Origin of the sequence: Paraburkholderia sp. IW21, from assembly GCF_041321145.1 — a bacterium.
Taxonomy (GTDB): Bacteria; Pseudomonadota; Gammaproteobacteria; order Burkholderiales; family Burkholderiaceae; genus Paraburkholderia.
On record NZ_JBGGWA010000006.1, the window covers coordinates 158,160 to 176,733 of the forward strand.

Sequence of the window (18,574 nt, forward strand, 5' to 3'; positions counted from 1 at the left end):
TAGCACGGGCGGCCCACGGGTGGTTCCTCTGCTTATCCAAACAGGTGAAGCTCCGTGTAAACGCGCAAAACGCGCGCTATTCGCGCGACCGCGTCCGCAGATCGCGCAAATTCACTCGACACGGATTGTGGGATCCGCATCCCGTCATTACCCTTCCAGGAATCCTGCGACGGGTCCGCAGCGGCCACCGTCCTGCATCTGCCGCGCGATTCCGAACAGCACCCTGAGAACTCGAAGGAGACACCGTCATGAGTACCATCATTCCGACAAAGACGATCGTCGACACTCGCACGGCGCGCAGCCGGGCACGCAAAGCGGCGCTCGGCAGCTTCGTCGGCGCCGTGGTCGACTGGTACGATTTTCTGCTCTACGGCATCGTCGCCGCGCTCGTCTTCAACGCCGAGTTCTTTCCAAAGGTCAGCCCGGCGATGGGCACGCTCGCCGCGTTCGCTACCTTTGGTGTCGGTTTTCTGTTCCGGCCACTCGGTGGCTTCGTGTTCGGCCACTACGGCGACCAGCTAGGACGCAAGCGCATGCTGGTCCTCACGGTGATGATGATGGGCCTCTCCACCGCCGCAATCGGGCTGCTGCCCGCCTTCTCCAGTATCGGCTGGTGGGCACCGGTGCTGCTCGTCACGTTGCGCGCGATCCAAGGCTTCGCGGTGGGCGGCGAATGGGGCGGTGCGGCCTTGATGGCGGTCGAAAGCGCGCCGGAGAAGAAGAAGGCGTTCTACAGCAGCGGCGTGCAGGTCGGCTATGGCGTGGGCCTCGTGCTCTCGACCGGCCTCGTTGCGCTCATCAGCCGTTCGATGGACAACGCGTCGTTCCTGAGCTGGGGCTGGCGCCTGCCCTTCCTGTTCAGCGTGGTGCTGGTGCTGATTGCGCTGTGGATCCGCTCGAGCATGGAAGAGTCGAAGGAATTCGTCGAGAAAGTCGGCGAGCACGGTGAGCGCGGCGTGCGGTTGCCGATCGTCGAAGCATTGCTGCGGCACCCGAAGGCTTTTCTGCTGATCATCGCGCTGCGGCTTGCCGAATTGTTCACGATGTATATCGTGACGGCGTTCGCACTGAACTACTCGACAGCGAATCTGCACATGCCGCGCGAATTCTTTCTCACGATCGGCCTGCTGGTCGGCGCGGTGAGCTGCGTGACGATTCCTTGCTTTGCATGGCTTGCGGACCGTTTCGGCCGCCGGCGCGTGTATATCGTCGGCGCGCTGGTGGGCATGTTCAGCGCGGTGCCCTTCTTTCTCGCCCTCGAAGCCCGCTCGACAGTCTGGATCGTGGTCTTCGCGGTGATGCTCGCCAACGTCGCGCACGACATGGTGGTGAGCGTGCAGCAACCCATGTTCACCGAACTGTTCGGCACCGAATACCGCTACAGCGGCGCGGGCGTCGGCTATCAAGTGGCAAGCGTGGTCGGCGGCGGCTTCACGCCGTTTATCGCGGTGGCGCTGGTCAGCCTGGCCGGTGGCTCATGGCATCCGGTGGCGGCTTATCTGGCTATCGGCTGCCTCGTCTCGGTACTCGTGGCAGCGAAGATGAAAACAGGACGCACGGTCGCCTGATCCTGTCCGATGTTGTTGCGGCGGGCCGGCGTGGCGAGTATGCCACTGCCGGCCCGTTTGTCTTTAGGGGTTGAATTGCTTGCCACGTAGCGGCACGCGCCACGCTTTCGCCGCGCCTTTTGTCCGCATCCCGAGTTACCCGCTCCCCACCTTTCTTACCGATTCCGGCGCTCGACGCATCCGTTTTCAGCATTCTTTGCCGAGACATCGTGTCGCATTGCCGCAATTCGACAGATTAGGGTCGTATTTCACCAGGCTAATGCCTTATGCATTTGCATCTCATATTGCAAAGCCCAATTTCGCGCCCTATCGTTCGACGAAGCAGGTTTTATCTAAAATTCGCGCAGGTCATATGAACTTAAGATACATATATTGATAGCGGATGAGCCTGTATTTTTCACGCCGCGACACTAAGGCATTTGTATCAAACGCCGATAACAAAGAATTCGTCAGGAGACCGACCATGAGTAGCATCACCGAGCCGAGCGGCCATTCAGGCTCTGCGCCCTTCTTTTCCAAACAGGCCACCGTTGCAAAACCAGGTTTTTCTCGCTGGATGGTCCCACCCGCGGCGCTCGCCGTTCACCTCTGTATCGGCCAGGCGTACGCGTTCTCCGTGTTCAACGGTCCGCTGACCAAAGTGATCGGCATCACCCAATCCGCCGCTGACGACTGGTCGCTGACGTCGCTCGGCTGGATCTTTTCGCTGGCGATCGTGTTCCTCGGTTTGTCGGCGGCGTTCGCCGGCAAGTGGCTTGAACACGTCGGTCCGCGCCGCACGATGTTCACCGCGGCATGCTGCTTCGGCGGTGGCTTCCTCGTGTCCGCGCTCGGCGTGTATCTGCATCTGATCGTGCTGCTGTATCTCGGCTATGGCGTGATCGGCGGGATCGGACTTGGCCTCGGTTATGTGTCGCCGGTGTCGACGCTGATCCGCTGGTTCCCGGATCGCCGCGGCATGGCAACCGGCATGGCGATCATGGGCTTCGGCGGCGGCGCGATGATTGCCGCACCCTTGTCGGTGGCGTTGATGAACCACTTCCGCAGCGCGACCAGCATCGGCGTGGCCGAGACGTTCGTTGTGCTTGGCATCGCATACTTCATTTCGATGTCGATCGGTGCACTCGCGATCCGCGTGCCGCCCGCAGACTGGAAGCCGGCCGGTTGGACGCCGCCCACGGCCAGCCAGAAGAAAATGATTACGCACAATCACGTGCATATCGATGAGGCGTTGAAGACGCCGCAGTTCTACCTGATCTGGCTAGTGCTGTTCCTGAACGTGACAGCCGGCATCGGCATTCTCGGCCAGGCTTCAGTGATGATTCAGGAGAGCTTCAAGGGCACCGTGACGCCAGCCACGGCAGCGGGTTTTGTCGGCCTGTTGTCGCTGTTCAACATGGGTGGCCGTTTCGTATGGGCGTCGGCTTCGGACTGGGTCGGTCGCAAGAACACCTACTACATCTTCTTCGCACTCGGCGCAGTGCTGTACTACCTTGTGCCCGGCTTCGCGGCTTCCGGCCAGATCGCCCTGTTCGTGCTCGCCTACTGCGTAATTCTGTCGATGTACGGCGGCGGCTTTTCGACGGTGCCCGCGTATCTCGCGGACATGTTCGGCACCGCGTTCGTCGGCGGCATTCACGGTCGTCTGTTGACCGCATGGGCGGCGGCAGGCGTCGCCGGACCCGTGCTGGTGAATTACATCCGTGCCTATCAAGTCGCGCACGGCGTTGCAAAGGCGGACGCCTACACAATGACGATTCACATCATGGTTGTGCTGCTGGTGATCGGCTTCGTCTGCAACCTGCTGGTCAAGCACGTGGGCCACAAGCACCACATGACTGACGCACAACTCGCCGAAGGCGCCTAAGGAGATCCCATGTCGACCGTTCAAGCCGTTCATCCGACCAACAAGGTCAAACTCGCCATCTTCTGGCTGTATGTGACGCTGCCGCTGGCATGGGGCGTGGTCAATACGCTTTCGCAAGCAATGAAGCTGTTCAAGTAGATGTCACGCGGCGCCCCGCACGATGAAATGTGCGGGGCGCCCCGAAAAGCCTATCGACGCGCGCGCGAGCCGCGCGCGTTCTCCTACCCGCCTTTCCCGGCTACCACTGATACGCCGCACCGGCGCCGACCGTCGTCGTGGCCGAGCTGATACCCGCGCCCAACTTCACCTTCAGGCTCTGCGTGACACGCGCCGACAAGCCCACCGCCACAGCCTGATAGCCCTTATAGCCGGCCGTCCCGACACCGATCGCGAGGTTCTTGTTCGCATCGACCTCGGGAACCATGGTCAACGCGATAGCCGACGCCGTTCCCGAATACGCATTGCGCGCCAGATCGCTCATGCCGCCCTGGAACTGTTGCATGTTCACGGCGTCGCCGGGCGCCTGCCCCGCCGCGACGTTGGTGATGCGGCGCTCGTTGCCGGTCGAGCCGACCGAGACCGTGTTCGTCTGGTCGGCAACCGAGCCTTCGCCGATCGCGACGGAGTTCGGCGCACTCGCTTTTGCGCCGCCCCCGATCGCGACAGTACCGTTGCCGATTGCCTGTGCCGCATTGCCCGAACTGTTGACGGCGACAAATGCGCTGCCGGTGACCGCATTGTTTTTTACGGCCTGATTGATGTCGCCAAGCTGCTGACCGAGATTGCCGATCTGCTGATTGGTGTTCCAGAGCTGCGCGCCGGTGACCGCATCGCTGCTGGTGGCCGATATTTCGCCATCCTGCAAGTTGGTGAGCGTGACCTTCGGCGCGTTGGCTGCCGTGCCGCCGAGCGTGACCTTGTCGTGTGCCGAACTGTCGTACTGCACCGCGTTCGCCACCGACCCGCTGATATTGCTGATGGTGGTTTGCAAGCCGGCGATGTCACTGGTGTTCTGCGTCACACGGCCATCCAGATTCGTGATCGCGCTGCCGACGTTGTTCACGACCGTGCCGCCCACGCTGTACGACGGGGCCGTCACCGAACCGTCCGGATTGACCGTCGAGCCGCCACCGAGCGCCACCGCCGTACTCGCCGCGTGCGCGTGGAGCTGCGATCCGTTGATCGCGTCCGTACTGGCGGCGTTGACCGCGCCAGGCGCCACGCCGGTGACGACACGGTTGCCCGCCATGCCGGCCATGTTGATCAGCGTGCCGTCCGTCGTCGCACCGACATTGATGATCCGCGACACCGGATCTTGCGTGACGATGCCGATCCCGCCGGTCGCCATGTCTTGCTGCAAGGTGGTGAGGCCGCTGTCGAGCGAGCCGAGCGCATCGCCGACCGTGGTTTGCGTGCCGCCTTGCATGTGGTACGTGGGACCGGTCAGCGAACCGTCGGCATTGATCTGCGCGCCGCCGCCGAGTGCCGCCGCCAATGGTTTGAGCTGGCCGAGGTTGACCGCGGACGCATCCGTGGTGCCCGCCGCGATGCCGGTCAGTTCGCGCGCGCCGCCGGTGCCGGTGAAATCGACGCTGGCGCCGTCGGTGTTCCTGGCGACCGTGAGATTGCGCGACACCTGATCCTGCTGCACAAGCCCGATCTCGCCGTTCGTGATTTGATTTGTGATGTTGCTCACGTCCCCTTCGATCGTGGTGGTGCGCGCGTCGAGGTTGGTGATCTGGCTGGTGTTATTCGTGACGCGCTGATCGAGGTTGGTGATGCTGCCGGTGTTGGCAGCGATGTCGCTTGTGTTTTGTGCCACGTCCTGGTTGGTCGCGAACAGTTGAGACCCGTTCACCGCATCGAGGCTGTCGGCCGCGAGCGCTCCGGCGTGAACGTTGGTGACGCGAACCGGGGTGCCGCTGTTGCCTAACGTTACTGTGTCATGCGAGGTGGAGTCGTATTGAACGGTCTCGGCACTTGCTGTGGCTGTGCTTGTCACCAAGGCGGACAAAGCCGCACCGACATCGGTGTAAGTCTGACCGTTGATCGTGTACATCGGCTTCCTGATCGTGCCGTCCACATTGACGGTAGCGCCTCCACCAATGGCATCCATCGCGCCCTTCAGTTGGGAAACATTGACCACGTCGCTGTTCTGCGTGCCGGCGGCCACATTGATGATTTGCCGATTCAGGCTCGAATTCCCAACCGACAATGCGTTGGGCCGATCCGCTTTTGAACCGGCGCCGAGGGCGATCCCGCCGGAGGCAGTGGCCGAAGCGCCAGCGCCGATAGCAATGGTTTTGGCCACGCCATTGGATGTCGAGGCACCGGTGCCAAGCGCAATCGAATCGTCGCCAAACGCGCGTGCGTGCGCTCCGAGGCCCAGCGTGTTGACACCTTCTGCAGACGCCAAATAGCCGATTGCCACGCCATTCAGCGCGTCGCTACTGGTCGAAGCACCGGAACCGATCACCGTAGCATTCACTGCCAATGCAGCAGCAGCCGAACCGACTGCCGTCGCGCCGTCCAGACTTGCCAGTGTCTTGGCTCCAACGGCCAACGCGTTCTCCCCATTCGAAACAGCATTCGGGCCCAGAGCCATCGCATTCACCTTCGAATTGTCCACCGACGTAGGCTCGCTGCCCCCAATTAATGTTGTGCTAACAGCGAAGTATTGATCGATGGACTCCCCCGCACTCGCCGGCAGCGAAAACGCCAGCGCGCCCAACAATCCTGCGCCGGCGGCCACCAGCGCCCCGCATGCCGACGTGCCTTTCGCGCCACGGAATTTTGCCACCTCGGATGCGGCGACATACGTGCGGGTCGTGCTATTCCAAACGGTCTTGTAAGTCTTATTCAACATTCCTCCCAATTTTTTTATCGGAAACCATCCACCAAGAATTCTCTTAAGACATCCTAAATATTTACCTCAAACACCGAGAAACTTAAGAACGCAGCGCGCTTTCGCTCGAACGACAAACGCGACGCCGCTAGTCTGCCGCCAACCAACGAGGCGGCGGACATACATATGTAACTCAACGTCGAGAAATTTGAGAATGCATCGCGCTTCCACTTGGCCCACAAACGCGAGCCCATAGTGTGCCGTCAGTTCACGAGGTAGCGAATACGAAAACTCTTAAAAGCACTTTTTTAGCTTAAATAAGTACAAACGGTATAGCCCGTTTAGGACGCAATGCGCCAAACGTCTTAAATCAACGGGGATATTTTTAGGTGATGTTAAGACACGCTCTTAACGCATCTCACATCTGGAAGGCAGACATTAAGAACACGGCATGGAGCCGCGAGGCACACGAGTGCGTCGAGTGAAAAAAGTCGGCGGCAGTTTAATGCCGTTCACCGAGGTAGACCTACGGCGTTTCCAGACGCATCGGGAACGTAATCTCGAAGACCGTCCCTTCGCCTTCCTGCGAATCGAAGCGGATCTCGCCGCCCAACACCCGGCACAGCTCCTTGACGATGGCGAGACCGAGACCGGCGCCGGGAATATCGTCCGCGGTGGCGCGTTCGAACTCCTTGAACACCCGCTCGCGATCCGACGCGCGAATACCCACGCCTGTATCCGACACCCGCAAGCGCCAGCGGTCGTGCTCTGCCGCGGACATGGCCAATTCGACCTGGCCCGCGTTGGTATATTTCGCGGCGTTGGTCAACAGGTTGAGCGCGACCTGCTTGAGCTTAAGACGATGGGAGACCACCGTGTCCAGTTCGCCGTCGAAGGCGGCCTCGAGGCGCAGCCCTTTCGCTTCGATCGCCGGTCCGCAGGAAGCCACCAGTTCATCGAACAGTTCGCGCAACGAAAAGCGCTCGAGCGTGAGCGGGTTCCCGTCACCGAGTACGACCGAATATTCGACCAGTTCGTCGACCAGTGTTTTCATGTCGGCCGTCTGGCGGTTCGCCAGCGCAAGCGCGGTCTCGATCCTGGCCGGTGCGCGGCTTATCAGTTGCAGCGCCATCGAAAACACGTTGAGGAAGTTGCGCAGATCGTGCACCACGCTGCGCGTGATCTGCATGCGCGACTCGTACAGATCGCCGACCAGCCTTTGCTTGAGCGTGAGTTCGTGATTGGCGCGTTCGAGGCGTCCGGTGTAATCATCGATCTTGCGGTCGCGCTCGTTGACAACCTCGCGGATCGACGTGAGCGTGACGAAGCTGACGGCTTCGTCGATGAAATGCCGGGCCCGCTCTTCCTGATGCCGCGTGAAAGACGGGCGGCCTTCGCTGAACTCGACGATCACGCCGGTCAGCATCTGCCGGAACAGATCGAGTTCGCGCACCAGCTCATCGATCCGGTAACCCTGTTTCCAGCGCAGTTTGCCGTGCAGGCGCGCGTCGCGCCTGATCGCCGGCTCGATATGGCCGATATCCTGGTTCTCCAGCACACTGCAGATTTCGTCGAGGATGTTCGGTATGTGGTCGGCAAGCTGCTCGTAGGTGAGGCGGTCGGATTCGGTCAGTTCGGCGTCGTGAAACACCGCCTTCATCCAACGTTCGGTCAAATCAACCTGTTGTAGACGCAAATGCGCAGCGAAATCGTGCAGCGGGCGTATGTGCGAGTCCGTCATGTAAAACCCTGGCGCCGCATGGCGGCGAAAGAAAGGCGATCGCGCCACACTCAACGCGACTGGAATTGACCGCGAACCGCGCTCTGGAGGCAGATCGTGAGCGGCTGGCAACCCGCTCCGGCACCTCCAGTATGCGCGATTTATGCAGCGGACATTAACCAGCAGGGTTAGGCGGTGCTATCGGCCGCCCACTCGCGCACAACATCGCCGCCTTAGATCTTCTCGAACAACACGTCTTGTGCGCCTTCCCACAAAACCTTGGTGCCAAGCTCGCGCAGCTTTTCCTTGCCTTCGACGATGGTCAGGAAGTGATTGCCGGCGAGCTGGCCCAGTTTGCTCGCGAAGCAGCACGAACCGTACGCGAGAATGATCTCCGTTTCGCTGTAACCGCCCGGGTAGAACAGGATGTCGCCAACCGACGGATGGCTCGTGTGATTTTCGAAGCCGACTGCCGCGCCGTCGTTCTCGAGTTTGAAGTCGCCGAGCGGGACCCAACAGCCCTCGCCGCTCCAGCGCACGTGGATGATCTTCTGACGGTATGGCAAAAGCTTCAGAAAAGCAGCCACGGTTTGCGGCGCGTCAGGATGGGTTTCGGCCGTAAAGACGTGGCCGCAGGAGGTCATTCGAAGTCGGGTCATCGCTAGGTATCCAGTGTGACGGGTTGAGTGGAATGGTCGGTCAGACGCCGGCTGAGCCAAGCCGTAGGGGCGTTATTCTGTCGGCCGGTGCAATCATTCGACAGATACAGTTGCCGTGCGCCTGGTCAGGCCAGTTGATCCAGCGGCAGCGGTTTCCGCGCATCGACAAGCCGCCGCAAGCCCGCGGCAACGCCACCGCATCCCAGCATGCGCAATGGGTGCACTCGTCGCCCTACTCCACCGCCTATTTAACACGACGGCCTCCAAACCGGCCGGAAACCGCATCGCGGCCTGCGCGTGCCAGGTCACCCAGACCGCCGCCACGAAAGTTCGTAGTTTGCAAGCCGCGCGATGCACAGCACACTGCGAAACGTGCGTGATTTCCGCTAGGGTCGCTCATCGGACTTTGCCCTCGACGACCCCGCCCCAGCCGGTATCGGCGAGTTGCGGCGTGCTGCGGCACAGCATTCCCGCGCCGCACGACGTCGACGCCGGTGCCCCCGTGTACCGCCAATCGTCAGTTGCCGTTAAGGCGCCCCCTGCTGGCGAGCCGGCCACCGTCCAGCCACGCGACCCGACGCTCAGCCGCGCGGCCGGCAGGCCAGCGGCGGCGCACCGTAGCCACGCTTGAACTGCACGGAGAAATGACTGGCGTTCTCGAAACCCACCGCAATCGCGATTTGCAGCACCGTCTGATCAGTGGCGCGCAGCCGCCTCGCGACTTCCTCGAGCCGCAAGCGCGTACCAAACTGGTGAGGTGTTTCACCGGTCTCGCGGCGGAACACGCGCGCAAAATGAAAACTGCTTAGCCCTGCCTGCGCGGCCAGTTCGCTGATTGCCAGATCGCCGGCAAGATTGGCGCGGATGTAATCGGTTACACGACGGATGCGGCGCGGCACCACTCGCTCAGGTTGAGCAGGCAAGCCGGCTTGGGCGCGACGGCCGCGCGAATAACGTTGCAACAGAGGCGCGGCGAGCGCGTGAGCCAGCGCGTCGACATACAGTCGCGAGTCGGCGGGGTCGCCGGCAGCGCGATGCAATGCGCCGAGCATCGCGGCAATCAGCGGATCGTGAGCTGCATTGCGTCGCCGAGCGACAGTTCGCGTAAGCCGCCGAGTTCCATCTGGTCGGCAACGCTGTCGGTCAGGCTGCGCTCCCGGTGCAAATCAAATGAGAAAACCCGCCCCACGCATGTCGCAGGTTACCGGTCAAAGCAAGATTTCAAAAATGATAGCAAGGAGCCGGCTACCGTAATTTTTGGAAATAGCTAATCATTCAGGTTGTCGTCTTTCACGCGTTTCGAACGCTGGAGCTACCGTTTCATGGAACACGAATGCGATACGCTGCCGCATTGGCTGACCGGCCCGCCGCAAGGCGAAGCCAGCCACGTGTCGGCGGCTTACAACTCAGCGATTACCGCACAACCGGCTTACCCGGCCGACGCGCGGCAAGCCGCGAAATCAGCCCACGCGGCTGAAGCATCTACGGCATCGACCCGCACGGCATCAGGCGTGCCGCCCACCGGCTTCCTCACGCTCTTCACTGAGGAGGAGATCGGCGCGCCCTCGCCTGCCGCGCGGCGGGCTGCGCCGGTGATCAGTCCACTGTTGCGCTTTGGCAGTGCGCAGGACCGCATCGAATTCGTGCGGCGGCGCATCAAGCAACTCGGCTTCGACTCGTTCAGCTATTCAGCCACACGCACCACCGCGCATCACAAGACGATGTTCGTGCTGACGAGCTACGAGTCGCAGACATGGCTCACGCGCTATTTCCGCGAGCGTTATTTCGAGCTCGACCCGCGCGTCGCGCTGGCGTCGCCGACCGGCCTGCCGTTGCTCTGGAACACCGCCGACATGCGCGCCGACCTGCCGCGCGCGCAGATGCGCAGCGAGCGCCTTTCCGGGCTGATCGACATGCTTGAGGCGACCGGCCGCAAAAGCGGGATTCTCACGCAGATGCCGCTGCCCGAGCCGGAACTGAGCGCGAGCCTGTGCTTCAACTCGGAGATCGGCAACCCGCGCTGGATGACCGAATCGATCGTGGCCGAAACGCTGATGTTCGCGCATACGATCCACGAATTCATCTGGACGCACGCGAAAAGCGTGATCGGCATCGCGCCCGCGCAGCAGCAGCGCATCACGCTGAGCGAGTTGCAGCATGCGGTGCTGAAGGCGGTCGTGCAGGGACAGCGCGATAAGGAAATCGCCTACTTTCTTGGGTTGTCGCCGCACAACGTCGATTACCACTTGCGGCGCTTGCGGCAATTGTTCAACGTGCGCAACCGCGTGCAGTTGATCAATGTGGCGCAGGCGTATGTGACGTAGGCGATGTCTACGGAAGCGAGCCGCGGCGGCCGCAGGTACCAGGCCGGCCGCGGCGTCGCCGCACGACTCGCGGCACCCCGGCCACCAGCACGTTGAACTCATCAAGCCCCATCGCGCTGCAGCGCCGGCTCAGTTCGCGTCTGCGAGCACGTGATAGTCGTCGGCGCCCCAGTACGCGCGCATGCGCAGAATCTTGCCGGTGGCATCGAAGTCCATCACGTCGGTCACGTCGATGTGCGCGGGCCGGCCGTCCTGCGCCGTGATGTGCACGCGGAAACTGATCGACGCGCTATTGCCGTGCGAGCCTCGCGGCGGCGCCATCAGTTCGAGCCGCGCGCCCACTGAAGTCGCGTACGTATAGAACGTTTCGATCTCGCTCTTGCCCTCCTTCAAGGGCGTGCCGACCGGGTCTTCCACGCTCGCGTCATCGGCGAACAGCGCGACGACGCGTGACGCGTCGGCGGCGTTGAACGCGTCGACATAGTCCATGAGGCGGCCCTTCATGTTTTCGCTGGTGTTCATCTGTCCTCCTAGCGTGCGGTATAGCCGCCGTCGATCACCAGCTCCGTGCCGGTCACATAGCGGCCTGCCGGCGACACCAGGTACAGAATGCCCGCCGCGATATCCTGGGGATCACCGATTTTCGCGAGCGGCACCAGCGTTTTCATGTGCGCAAAAATCTGCTCGGGGTCGCCGAGCCTGGCAAACGCCTCTTCCAGCAGTGGCGTGCGGATAAAGCCGGGGTGCACGGAATTGGCACGGATATTCTGGGTGGCGTACAGCATCGCTTCGGTCTTCGCCATCAACCGCACTGCACCCTTCGATGCGTGATACGCCGGCACGTCCGGTCCGCCGACCAACCCATACATGGACGACAGATTCACGATCGAGCCGCCGCCCGCGGCCAGCAGGTGAGGAATCGCGTACTTGGTGCAAAGGAACACGCCCGTCACATTGACGTCGATGACCTTCTGCCATTGCTGCAGCGTCATTTCGTGCGTGGGTAGATTCGCGCCTTCGATACCGGCGTTGTTCACCAGCGCGTCGAGCCGTCCAAAGCGCGAGGCGATTTCGCCGAACACGCGCTGCACGTTGTCTTCCTGCGTGACGTCCATCTTCCAGAACACCGCGCGGCCGCCCGATTCGTTGATCTCGGCGACCAGTTGCTCGCCAGGTTCCGTCAGCACATCGAGCACCGCGATCGCCGACCCGGCTGCCGCCAGTGTGCGTGCAGTCTGCGCACCGATGCCGCGCGCGCCGCCCGTGATCGCGGTCACTTTGCCGCTCATGTCGAATAGTTGGTGGGGAAATGTCATGCCGTCTCCGTCATGTTGTAGTTGAGTTTTCCGCGCCGCGGATTGTGACGCCGATCACGCCGAACACGCCGGCTAATCCGGTTAAGCCGGCTCGCCGGTCGCGTCGGTCGCGCCGCATCCGAAGCATGCCTCAAGCAGCGCGCCGTTCCGCGAGAAATTCCAGGCATTCGCGATTGAAATAACGCCGATGTTCGACCATCACCCAGTGGCCGCAGCGATTCATCAGCACAAAGCGCGCGTCGGCGCAGTGATCGAGAAAGCGCATGGCGCCGCTGGCCGGATTGAAGCGGTCGTCCGTGCCCCAGAAGCCGAGCACCGGACATTGGAGTTCGCCGAGCCGCCCGGTCAGGTTGGGCACGCGCATCGTCGAGAGCACTTCCGGCGGCTGCTGCTCGCAAACGCTCAGACGCTCTTCGACCAGCGCATCGGTGACGAGGCTGCGATCGAACACCAGCAGTTCGAGCAACTGCCGCATCGTCAGGCGGTTCATCTGGCGGTTCGTGAAGAGCGACACCATCTTCTGGATGCCCTCCATTTTGAAGTAGGTCTCGCGTTCCTCGACGCCGCCCGGCGCCATCATGATCAGGCTGTCGACGTCGTCCGGATAGTCGAGCGCGTACTGCAACGCGATCGCGCCGCCGAGCGAATTGCCGAGCAAGGTCGCCCGGCCGATGCCGTTTGCCGTGAGTTGCGCACGCAACGCGCTGACAAAAAAGTCGAGCGTGTACTGCACGTCCGCCGGCTTCGACGACGCGCCGTAACCCGGCAGATCGACCACGATCGCGCGATGACCGGCGGCGGCGAACTGCGGGTAGTTGTGCTTGAAGTTGCTGAAGCCGCTCGCGCCGGGGCCGCTGCCATGGATAAACACAACGGGCGCGCCAGCGCCGGCTTCGAAATGATGCAGCGTCAGACCGCCGGGCACTTCCGTGAAAATCCCCTTGGGTACCTGGGCAGTTTGCGGCGCGCTGTTTGGCTTACGGTGCGCGTCGGTTTGTTGGGATTCGGTGGGCGTTGCGTTCATGCGCGCTTGTCTCCGTGTCGGCGGAGTTAGTGCTTTAGCACTTACTCCGGCCCCATGCAAATGTTTGCGGTCGGCTGGAGTTAGCGCTAAAGCGCTTACTCCAGCCCCATGCAAATGTTGCGGTCGGCCGGAGTTAGCGCTTTAGCGCTTACTCCGGCCCCATGCAAGTTAGTTGCCGCCTCGCGCCGCGCTCATCGGCGCGACAGATTCTATGAGGGTCGCCAGCGAAAACATCATCCCTTCGAATCCGCAGCGGGACATCGTCTTTTCAGACTACGAGGCAAAGCCGCATTTCTCCTACCATCGGCCCCACGCGAATAGACGGAGACAGCGGCAATGACAGGGTTCGATTTCAACGGCAAGGTGGTGCTGGTGACGGGTGGCACTAAAGGGATCGGCGCTGGGATCGCGCAAGCTTTCAGTGAAGCGGGCGCTACGGTGTACGTGTGCGGACGCACGCCGCCGGCGAACGTGGCCGCGGATTTGCCTGCGGGCTCCCACGCGGGTTCGCACGAGGGTGTGCCTGAGAACACACCGCGCTTCATCGCAACGGACGTGCGCGACATCGACGCGATCGACGCGCTGCTCGCGCGGATCGAACGCGAAGCCGGCCGGCTCGATGTGCTCGTCAGCAATGCGGGCGGTGCGCCGTTCGCGCTCGCCGCGCAAGCCTCGCCGCGTTTCACGGAAGCCGTCATCCGCCTGAACCTGCTGGCGCCGCTGCACATCGCGCAACGTGCGAACGCGCTGATGCAACAGCAACCGGAAGGCGGCGTCCTGCTGTTCATAGGCAGCGTGAGCGGCTTGCGGGCGTCGCCGGGAACAGCGGCCTATGGCGCAGCGAAAGCCGGCCTGTTGAATGCGGTGCGCTCGCTCGCGGTGGAATGGGCACCCAAGGTTCGTGTGTGCGCGGTGAGCCCGAGTCTCGTCGAAACCGAAGCCGCCACCAGCGCTCACACAGGGTCGTCTCCCGCAAACAGCGAGGCCGCGCTCGACAACATCACCGCGACCATTCCCGCAGGCCGGCTCGCGAAACCCGGCGATATTGCGTCCGCATGTCTATTCCTCGCCTCGCCGCACGCGGCCTATGCGTCGGGCAGCAACCTGATTCTCGAAGGCGGTGGCGAAGTGCCCGCTTTTCTCGCCGCCACCGATCTGCACAAGGCATTCGCCACGAAGCCATAGCCGCATTCACGCGCGCAAGCCTCCGATCCCTGGGGCAACCGACTAGTCCGTTTTGACGATTCTCGCGCCGCACGTGCCCCCTAACCTCTGATCACAACAAATTTCAGACGTGACCACAGAGGAGACAGAATGCAGATCAACGGAACACAAGAGCGCACACCGGCGACGCGCGCGGTGTGCAGGGCATGCAGACTCGCCGTGCTGGCAGCGGCAGCGTCGGCGGCCACGGTTGCCACCCCGGCCTACGCGGGCGACACGGTCAATCTCGGCGCGGACACCACGCTCGACTACACCTTCACGCTCGGCTACGGCCTGGGGATGCGCACACGCGCGCCGAGTGGCAATCTGCTGACGCCCGAGAACATCAATGGCGACGACGGCGACCGCAACTTCGCGAAGAACAAGCTCATCGAGAATCAGGTGAGCCTGCTCGGCGAAGTGAACCTCAAGCACGACGACTGGGGGGTCTTCGTGCGAGCCGACACGTTCTACGATCAGGCGTATCAGCATTCGAACTACAACGACGCCCCCGGCACCGTGAATCACGGCGGCGTCTACAACAACTTCACCGAGCAGGCGACCTACTGGGCCGGCGGGCGCACCCAACTGCTCGCAGCTTACGTCTACAACACGTTCAAGCTCGGCGGCACGAACCTGAACGTGAAGGTCGGCGATCAGGTGGTGGCCTGGGGCGAGAGCGTGTTCTTCCCGAACATCGCCGGCGCGCAAGGCCCTGCCGACGCCACCAAATCGTTCGTAGCCGGCGCCGAGGTGAAAGACATCCTGTTGCCGGTCCCGCAGATTTCGACGCAGTGGCAGATCGCGCCGAACTTCAGCCTGCTCGGCTACTACCAGTTTTCCTTCCAGCCCAATCAGCTGAGCGCGCCGGGCAGCTACATGAGCTATTCGGATGTGGTCGGCCCCGGCGCCGAATACATCATCGGACCGGGCGGCATTCACATTCCGCGCGGCAACGACATTCGCCCGGGCAATAGCGGGCAATGGGGCCTCGGCGCGCGCTGGCGCGTGTTCGGCGACACCGAAATCGGTGCGTACTACCTGCATTACAACGACATGAATCCGAGTGTCGTGACGACCTACTTCCCCACGCTGCAGTATCAGCAGAAGTACTTCGACAACATCAAACTCACCGGCCTGAGTTTCTCCACCGACCTGAACGGCGTCAACGTGGCCGGCGAAACGTCGTATCGGCAAGGCGCCGCCGTGCTCGTGAATACCCCTCTCGGCGCGCAATCCACACGCGGCGACGTCTGGCAGTCGAACCTGTCGGCGATCTATTCGATCGGCCCGACATTCCTCGCCGCGTCGCAAACGCTGGTTGGCGAAGTCTCGTACGTGCACGCCGGCAACCTCACGCCGCTGCTCGGCTCGACGACGATCGCCAACACGCGCAACTCCGCCGCCTTCGAAGTGGCGTGGACGCTCAGCTACAAGAACGTCTTCAATGGCTGGGACGTCGACGTGCCGATCACCTATGCCGACGATTTCACCGGCAAGTCGGCGCTCGCCGGCGCCCTCGGTTCGATGACCGGCGTGGGCGACCACCGTGTCACCGTCGGCGTGAACTTCACGCGACTGAGCAACCTGAAACTCGCACTGGTCTACGCGAAATTCCTAGGCCGCCCGGACCCGACCAATCGTCCGCTCGCCGATCGCGACTATGTGCTGGCTACAGCGACTTACTCGTTCTGATGCTGCATTCCTAGCCTATTGAGCGCCTTGTGCTTCAGGCGCCTTGCAGCATGTATCGCCCTTTGAATCAGCCGTCTTTTTACTGCAAGAGGATTTGGTCATGAGTCGAATTTTTAATCCCGCATTGCGTGTCTGCGTGTTCGCGGCAGGTGCGGCGCTCGCCGCCGCACAAGGCGTCCCATCGTTCGCCAAAACCAGCCCGGACGATCTCGCCAAACTCGAAGGACCGCTCACGCCGATGGGCGCCGAGCGCGCGGGCAACGCCGACGGCACCATCCCCGCGTGGAGCGGCAAATGGTTCGGCACGCCGCCGGGTGTGGATTACAAGCAGGGGCAGCGCTTCCCGGATCCGTATGCGAGCGAGAAGCCGCTCTTCGTGATCACCGCGCAAAACATGCAGCAATACGAAGCGCGCCTCACTGACGGCGAGAAAGCCCTGCTCAAGAAGTATCCCGACAGCTTCAAGATTCCGGTCTATCCGAGCCACCGCGATTTCAGCTACGGCGACGCCGTGTACAAGGACATCCGCCTCTACGCGTCCTCCACCACGATGACGAAAGACCAGAACGGCCTGAAGGACTTCCCGCCGGTCACGCCGTTCCCGGTACCGAAGTCGGGCGTCGAGGCGATGTGGAATCTGCGCTTCGCATCGGCAATCGAAGGCGAAACCGCGACCTACGACCAGGCCGTGGTCTACCCCGACGGCAATGTCGCGTGGGGCAAGGTGCAATATGCGATTTACGGGCCACGCAGCGCCGATCATTTCGATGCGAAGAGCGCGCTGAACGCGAAGAGCTTCTTCCGTCAGACCACCATGCTGCCGTTGTCCGATCGCGGCACGATCATCACCGGCTTCGAGATGTGGGATCAGGAGGGTTCCGACACGCGCCGCACGTGGTCGTATAACCCCGGCACGCGGCGCGTTCGGCAAGCGCCCGAGTTCGGCTTCGATCAACCCGAAGGACCAGGCGGCTTTCGCACCGTCGACGACGACCGCCTCTTCAACGGCTCGGGCGAGCGTTACGACTGGAAGATCATCGGCAAGCGCGAAGTGTATGTGCCGTACGACAACTACAAGCTGATGGACCCGTCGATCAAGTACACCGATCTGCTGACCAAGGGCCATGAGAACACGCAGTACATGCGCTTCGAATTGCATCGCGTGTGGGTGTTGCAGGCGACGCTCAAATCCGGCTATCGCCATCAATACGCGAAACGGGTGCTGTATCTCGACGAGGACACATGGAACGCAGTCGCCGCCGACAACTACGACGCACGCGGCACACTGTGGCGCACCAACTTCGCGCCGACGCTCTATGCGTACGACGCCAAATCGTTCTACTCGACCGCCGTGTTCTATCACGACCTGATCTCGGGCGCTTACTACGCGGACCGTCTGGTCAATCAGGAACCGATGCCGGTGCTCACACGCGGCTCGCAACTGACCGAAGCGTACTTCTCGCCGGATGCAATTCGCGGCGCGGGGAATTGAATTTCATTGCGCTTTAATTCGAGCCCAAGCCGGGTTGCGTTTGACCCGGCGCGCTTTCTTTCTTATCTCCGTTCGCCATGACTTCGACACTTCACACCACACTCGGCGACGAGCTTTATCACGCATGGCGCGAGCGCGCGCCGATTGCGCCTTTCTCGACGCGTGCCGGTGGCTTGTCGCTCGCCGACGCTTACCGCGTGCAGCAGCACTTCGTCGCGCGCCGCATCGAAGCGGGTGAAACCATCGTCGGCAAGAAGATCGGCGTGACGAGCCAGGCCGTGCAGGACATGCTCGACGTGCGCCAACCCGATTTCGGCGTGCTGCTGTCCGGTATGCATTACGTCGCCGGCGAGGACATCCCAACTGAGAAGCTGATCGCGCCGCGAGCGGAAGGCGAAATCGCCTTCTATCTGAAGCACGATTTGCGCGGCCCCGGCATCACGCGAGACGCGGTGCTCGCCGCGACCGAAGCGGTCGGCGCGTGCTTCGAAATCGTCGATTCGCGCATCCGCGATTGGGCGATCCGCATCGGCGACACGGTGGCCGACAACGCGTCATGCGGCGTCTACGTTTTAGGCGATGAACGCGTCGCACCGCACACGCTCGATCTCGCCACTTGCCGCATGACGCTGAACAAGAACGGCGCACTTGCAGCCGAAGGGTTCGGCGCTGCCGCGCTGGGTCACCCCGCCGACGCAGTGGCATGGCTCGCGAACACGCTAGGCGAATTCGGCGTGCCGCTGCTTGCCGGAGAAGTCGTGCTGTCGGGTTCGCTGGCGGCTTTGATCCCCGTCGCTTGCGGTGACCAATTGCATATACGGATAGAAGGCATCGGCAGTTGTTCCGTGCGCTTCGTCTAAC

General features: G+C 62.2%; 14 protein-coding genes and 1 pseudogene. 8 read left to right on the forward strand and 7 right to left on the reverse strand.

Translation table 11 applies throughout. The annotated features are described in order from the left end of the window. Positions 1–248: 248 nt before the first annotated feature. The 3 genes from shiA to ACAX43_RS16470 all read left to right on the forward strand — a co-directional run bounded on the left by shiA (position 249) and on the right by ACAX43_RS16470 (position 3,573). A complete protein-coding gene (shiA, locus tag ACAX43_RS16460) occupies positions 249–1,568 on the forward strand; it encodes a shikimate transporter (RefSeq protein WP_370709469.1) in 1,320 nt (439 codons plus the stop codon). Positions 1,569–2,031: 463 nt separating this feature from the next. Further along, positions 2,032–3,435 carry an OFA family MFS transporter gene (locus ACAX43_RS16465; protein WP_370709470.1) on the forward strand — a complete coding sequence of 468 codons (1,404 nt, stop codon included), beginning with the start codon at positions 2,032–2,034 and terminating at the stop codon, positions 3,433–3,435. Between the two features lie 9 nt (positions 3,436–3,444). Continuing rightward, complete coding sequence (locus ACAX43_RS16470; RefSeq protein ID WP_370709471.1) at positions 3,445–3,573, forward strand: oxalate:formate antiporter; 129 nt, start codon at positions 3,445–3,447, stop codon at positions 3,571–3,573. Positions 3,574–3,673: 100 nt separating this feature from the next. Here the strand turns inward: ACAX43_RS16470 and ACAX43_RS16475 are convergent, their stop codons facing one another. The 4 genes and pseudogenes from ACAX43_RS16475 to ACAX43_RS16490 form a co-directional block, all read right to left on the reverse strand. Beyond that, the gene (locus ACAX43_RS16475) at positions 3,674–6,301 is read right to left on the reverse strand and encodes a YadA-like family protein (RefSeq protein ID WP_370709472.1); all 2,628 of its coding nucleotides are present in this window, start codon (positions 6,299–6,301) and stop codon (positions 3,674–3,676) included. Between the two features lie 505 nt (positions 6,302–6,806). Next, positions 6,807–8,021, reverse strand: coding sequence for a sensor histidine kinase (locus tag ACAX43_RS16480; RefSeq protein WP_370709473.1), 1,215 nt, complete (start codon positions 8,019–8,021; stop codon positions 6,807–6,809). Between the two features lie 212 nt (positions 8,022–8,233). Further along, positions 8,234–8,659 (reverse strand): DUF3830 family protein, encoded by a 426-nt coding sequence (locus ACAX43_RS16485; RefSeq protein ID WP_370709474.1) that lies wholly within the window; start codon positions 8,657–8,659, stop codon positions 8,234–8,236. Positions 8,660–9,240: 581 nt separating this feature from the next. Next, positions 9,241–9,824, reverse strand: a pseudogene (locus ACAX43_RS16490) (helix-turn-helix domain-containing protein); the annotation flags it as partial. A 157-nt stretch (positions 9,825–9,981) separates the two neighbouring features. On the opposite strand from ACAX43_RS16490, the gene ACAX43_RS16495 reads away from it, so the two are divergent. Beyond that, the gene (locus ACAX43_RS16495; RefSeq protein WP_370709475.1) at positions 9,982–10,983 is read left to right on the forward strand and encodes an autoinducer binding domain-containing protein; all 1,002 of its coding nucleotides are present in this window, start codon (positions 9,982–9,984) and stop codon (positions 10,981–10,983) included. 129 nt (positions 10,984–11,112) lie between these two features. On the opposite strand, the gene ACAX43_RS16500 is transcribed toward ACAX43_RS16495, so the two are convergent. The 3 genes from ACAX43_RS16500 to ACAX43_RS16510 form a co-directional block, all read right to left on the reverse strand. After that, positions 11,113–11,505: a nuclear transport factor 2 family protein gene (locus ACAX43_RS16500; protein ID WP_370709476.1), complete on the reverse strand. Its 393-nt coding sequence runs from the start codon at positions 11,503–11,505 to the stop codon at positions 11,113–11,115. An 8-nt stretch (positions 11,506–11,513) separates the two neighbouring features. Next, positions 11,514–12,299 carry an SDR family NAD(P)-dependent oxidoreductase gene (locus tag ACAX43_RS16505; RefSeq protein ID WP_370709477.1) on the reverse strand — a complete coding sequence of 262 codons (786 nt, stop codon included), beginning with the start codon at positions 12,297–12,299 and terminating at the stop codon, positions 11,514–11,516. Positions 12,300–12,429: 130 nt separating this feature from the next. Further along, positions 12,430–13,323 (reverse strand): alpha/beta fold hydrolase, encoded by an 894-nt coding sequence (locus ACAX43_RS16510; protein WP_370709478.1) that lies wholly within the window; start codon positions 13,321–13,323, stop codon positions 12,430–12,432. A gap of 336 nt (positions 13,324–13,659) precedes the next feature. On the opposite strand from ACAX43_RS16510, the gene ACAX43_RS16515 reads away from it, so the two are divergent. From ACAX43_RS16515 to dmpE, 4 genes are all read left to right on the forward strand, one after another. Beyond that, positions 13,660–14,508, forward strand: coding sequence for an SDR family oxidoreductase (locus ACAX43_RS16515; RefSeq protein ID WP_370709479.1), 849 nt, complete (start codon positions 13,660–13,662; stop codon positions 14,506–14,508). Positions 14,509–14,637: 129 nt separating this feature from the next. Next, positions 14,638–16,221 carry a DUF1302 domain-containing protein gene (locus ACAX43_RS16520; protein ID WP_370709480.1) on the forward strand — a complete coding sequence of 528 codons (1,584 nt, stop codon included), beginning with the start codon at positions 14,638–14,640 and terminating at the stop codon, positions 16,219–16,221. Between the two features lie 100 nt (positions 16,222–16,321). Continuing rightward, positions 16,322–17,713, forward strand: a complete 1,392-nt coding sequence (locus ACAX43_RS16525; RefSeq protein ID WP_370709481.1) for a DUF1329 domain-containing protein — start codon at positions 16,322–16,324, stop codon at positions 17,711–17,713. Positions 17,714–17,790: 77 nt separating this feature from the next. Further along, positions 17,791–18,573 carry a 2-oxopent-4-enoate hydratase gene (gene dmpE / locus ACAX43_RS16530; protein WP_370709482.1) on the forward strand — a complete coding sequence of 261 codons (783 nt, stop codon included), beginning with the start codon at positions 17,791–17,793 and terminating at the stop codon, positions 18,571–18,573. The last annotated feature ends 1 nt before the right edge of the window (position 18,574 follow it).

Bases quoted from the DNA above. Each gene is read 5' to 3' on its own strand.
- shiA (WP_370709469.1), top strand. From the start codon at position 249: ATGAGTACCATCATTCCGACAAAGACGATCGTCGACACTCGCACGGCG.
- ACAX43_RS16465 (WP_370709470.1), top strand. From the start codon at position 2,032: ATGAGTAGCATCACCGAGCCGAGCGGCCATTCAGGCTCTGCGCCCTTC.
- ACAX43_RS16470 (WP_370709471.1), top strand. From the start codon at position 3,445: ATGTCGACCGTTCAAGCCGTTCATCCGACCAACAAGGTCAAACTCGCC.
- ACAX43_RS16475 (WP_370709472.1), bottom strand. From the start codon at position 6,301: ATGTTGAATAAGACTTACAAGACCGTTTGGAATAGCACGACCCGCACG.
- ACAX43_RS16480 (WP_370709473.1), bottom strand. From the start codon at position 8,021: ATGACGGACTCGCACATACGCCCGCTGCACGATTTCGCTGCGCATTTG.
- ACAX43_RS16485 (WP_370709474.1), bottom strand. From the start codon at position 8,659: ATGACCCGACTTCGAATGACCTCCTGCGGCCACGTCTTTACGGCCGAA.
- ACAX43_RS16495 (WP_370709475.1), top strand. From the start codon at position 9,982: ATGGAACACGAATGCGATACGCTGCCGCATTGGCTGACCGGCCCGCCG.
- ACAX43_RS16500 (WP_370709476.1), bottom strand. From the start codon at position 11,505: ATGAACACCAGCGAAAACATGAAGGGCCGCCTCATGGACTATGTCGAC.
- ACAX43_RS16505 (WP_370709477.1), bottom strand. From the start codon at position 12,299: ATGACATTTCCCCACCAACTATTCGACATGAGCGGCAAAGTGACCGCG.
- ACAX43_RS16510 (WP_370709478.1), bottom strand. From the start codon at position 13,323: ATGAACGCAACGCCCACCGAATCCCAACAAACCGACGCGCACCGTAAG.
- ACAX43_RS16515 (WP_370709479.1), top strand. From the start codon at position 13,660: ATGACAGGGTTCGATTTCAACGGCAAGGTGGTGCTGGTGACGGGTGGC.
- ACAX43_RS16520 (WP_370709480.1), top strand. From the start codon at position 14,638: ATGCAGATCAACGGAACACAAGAGCGCACACCGGCGACGCGCGCGGTG.
- ACAX43_RS16525 (WP_370709481.1), top strand. From the start codon at position 16,322: ATGAGTCGAATTTTTAATCCCGCATTGCGTGTCTGCGTGTTCGCGGCA.
- dmpE (WP_370709482.1), top strand. From the start codon at position 17,791: ATGACTTCGACACTTCACACCACACTCGGCGACGAGCTTTATCACGCA.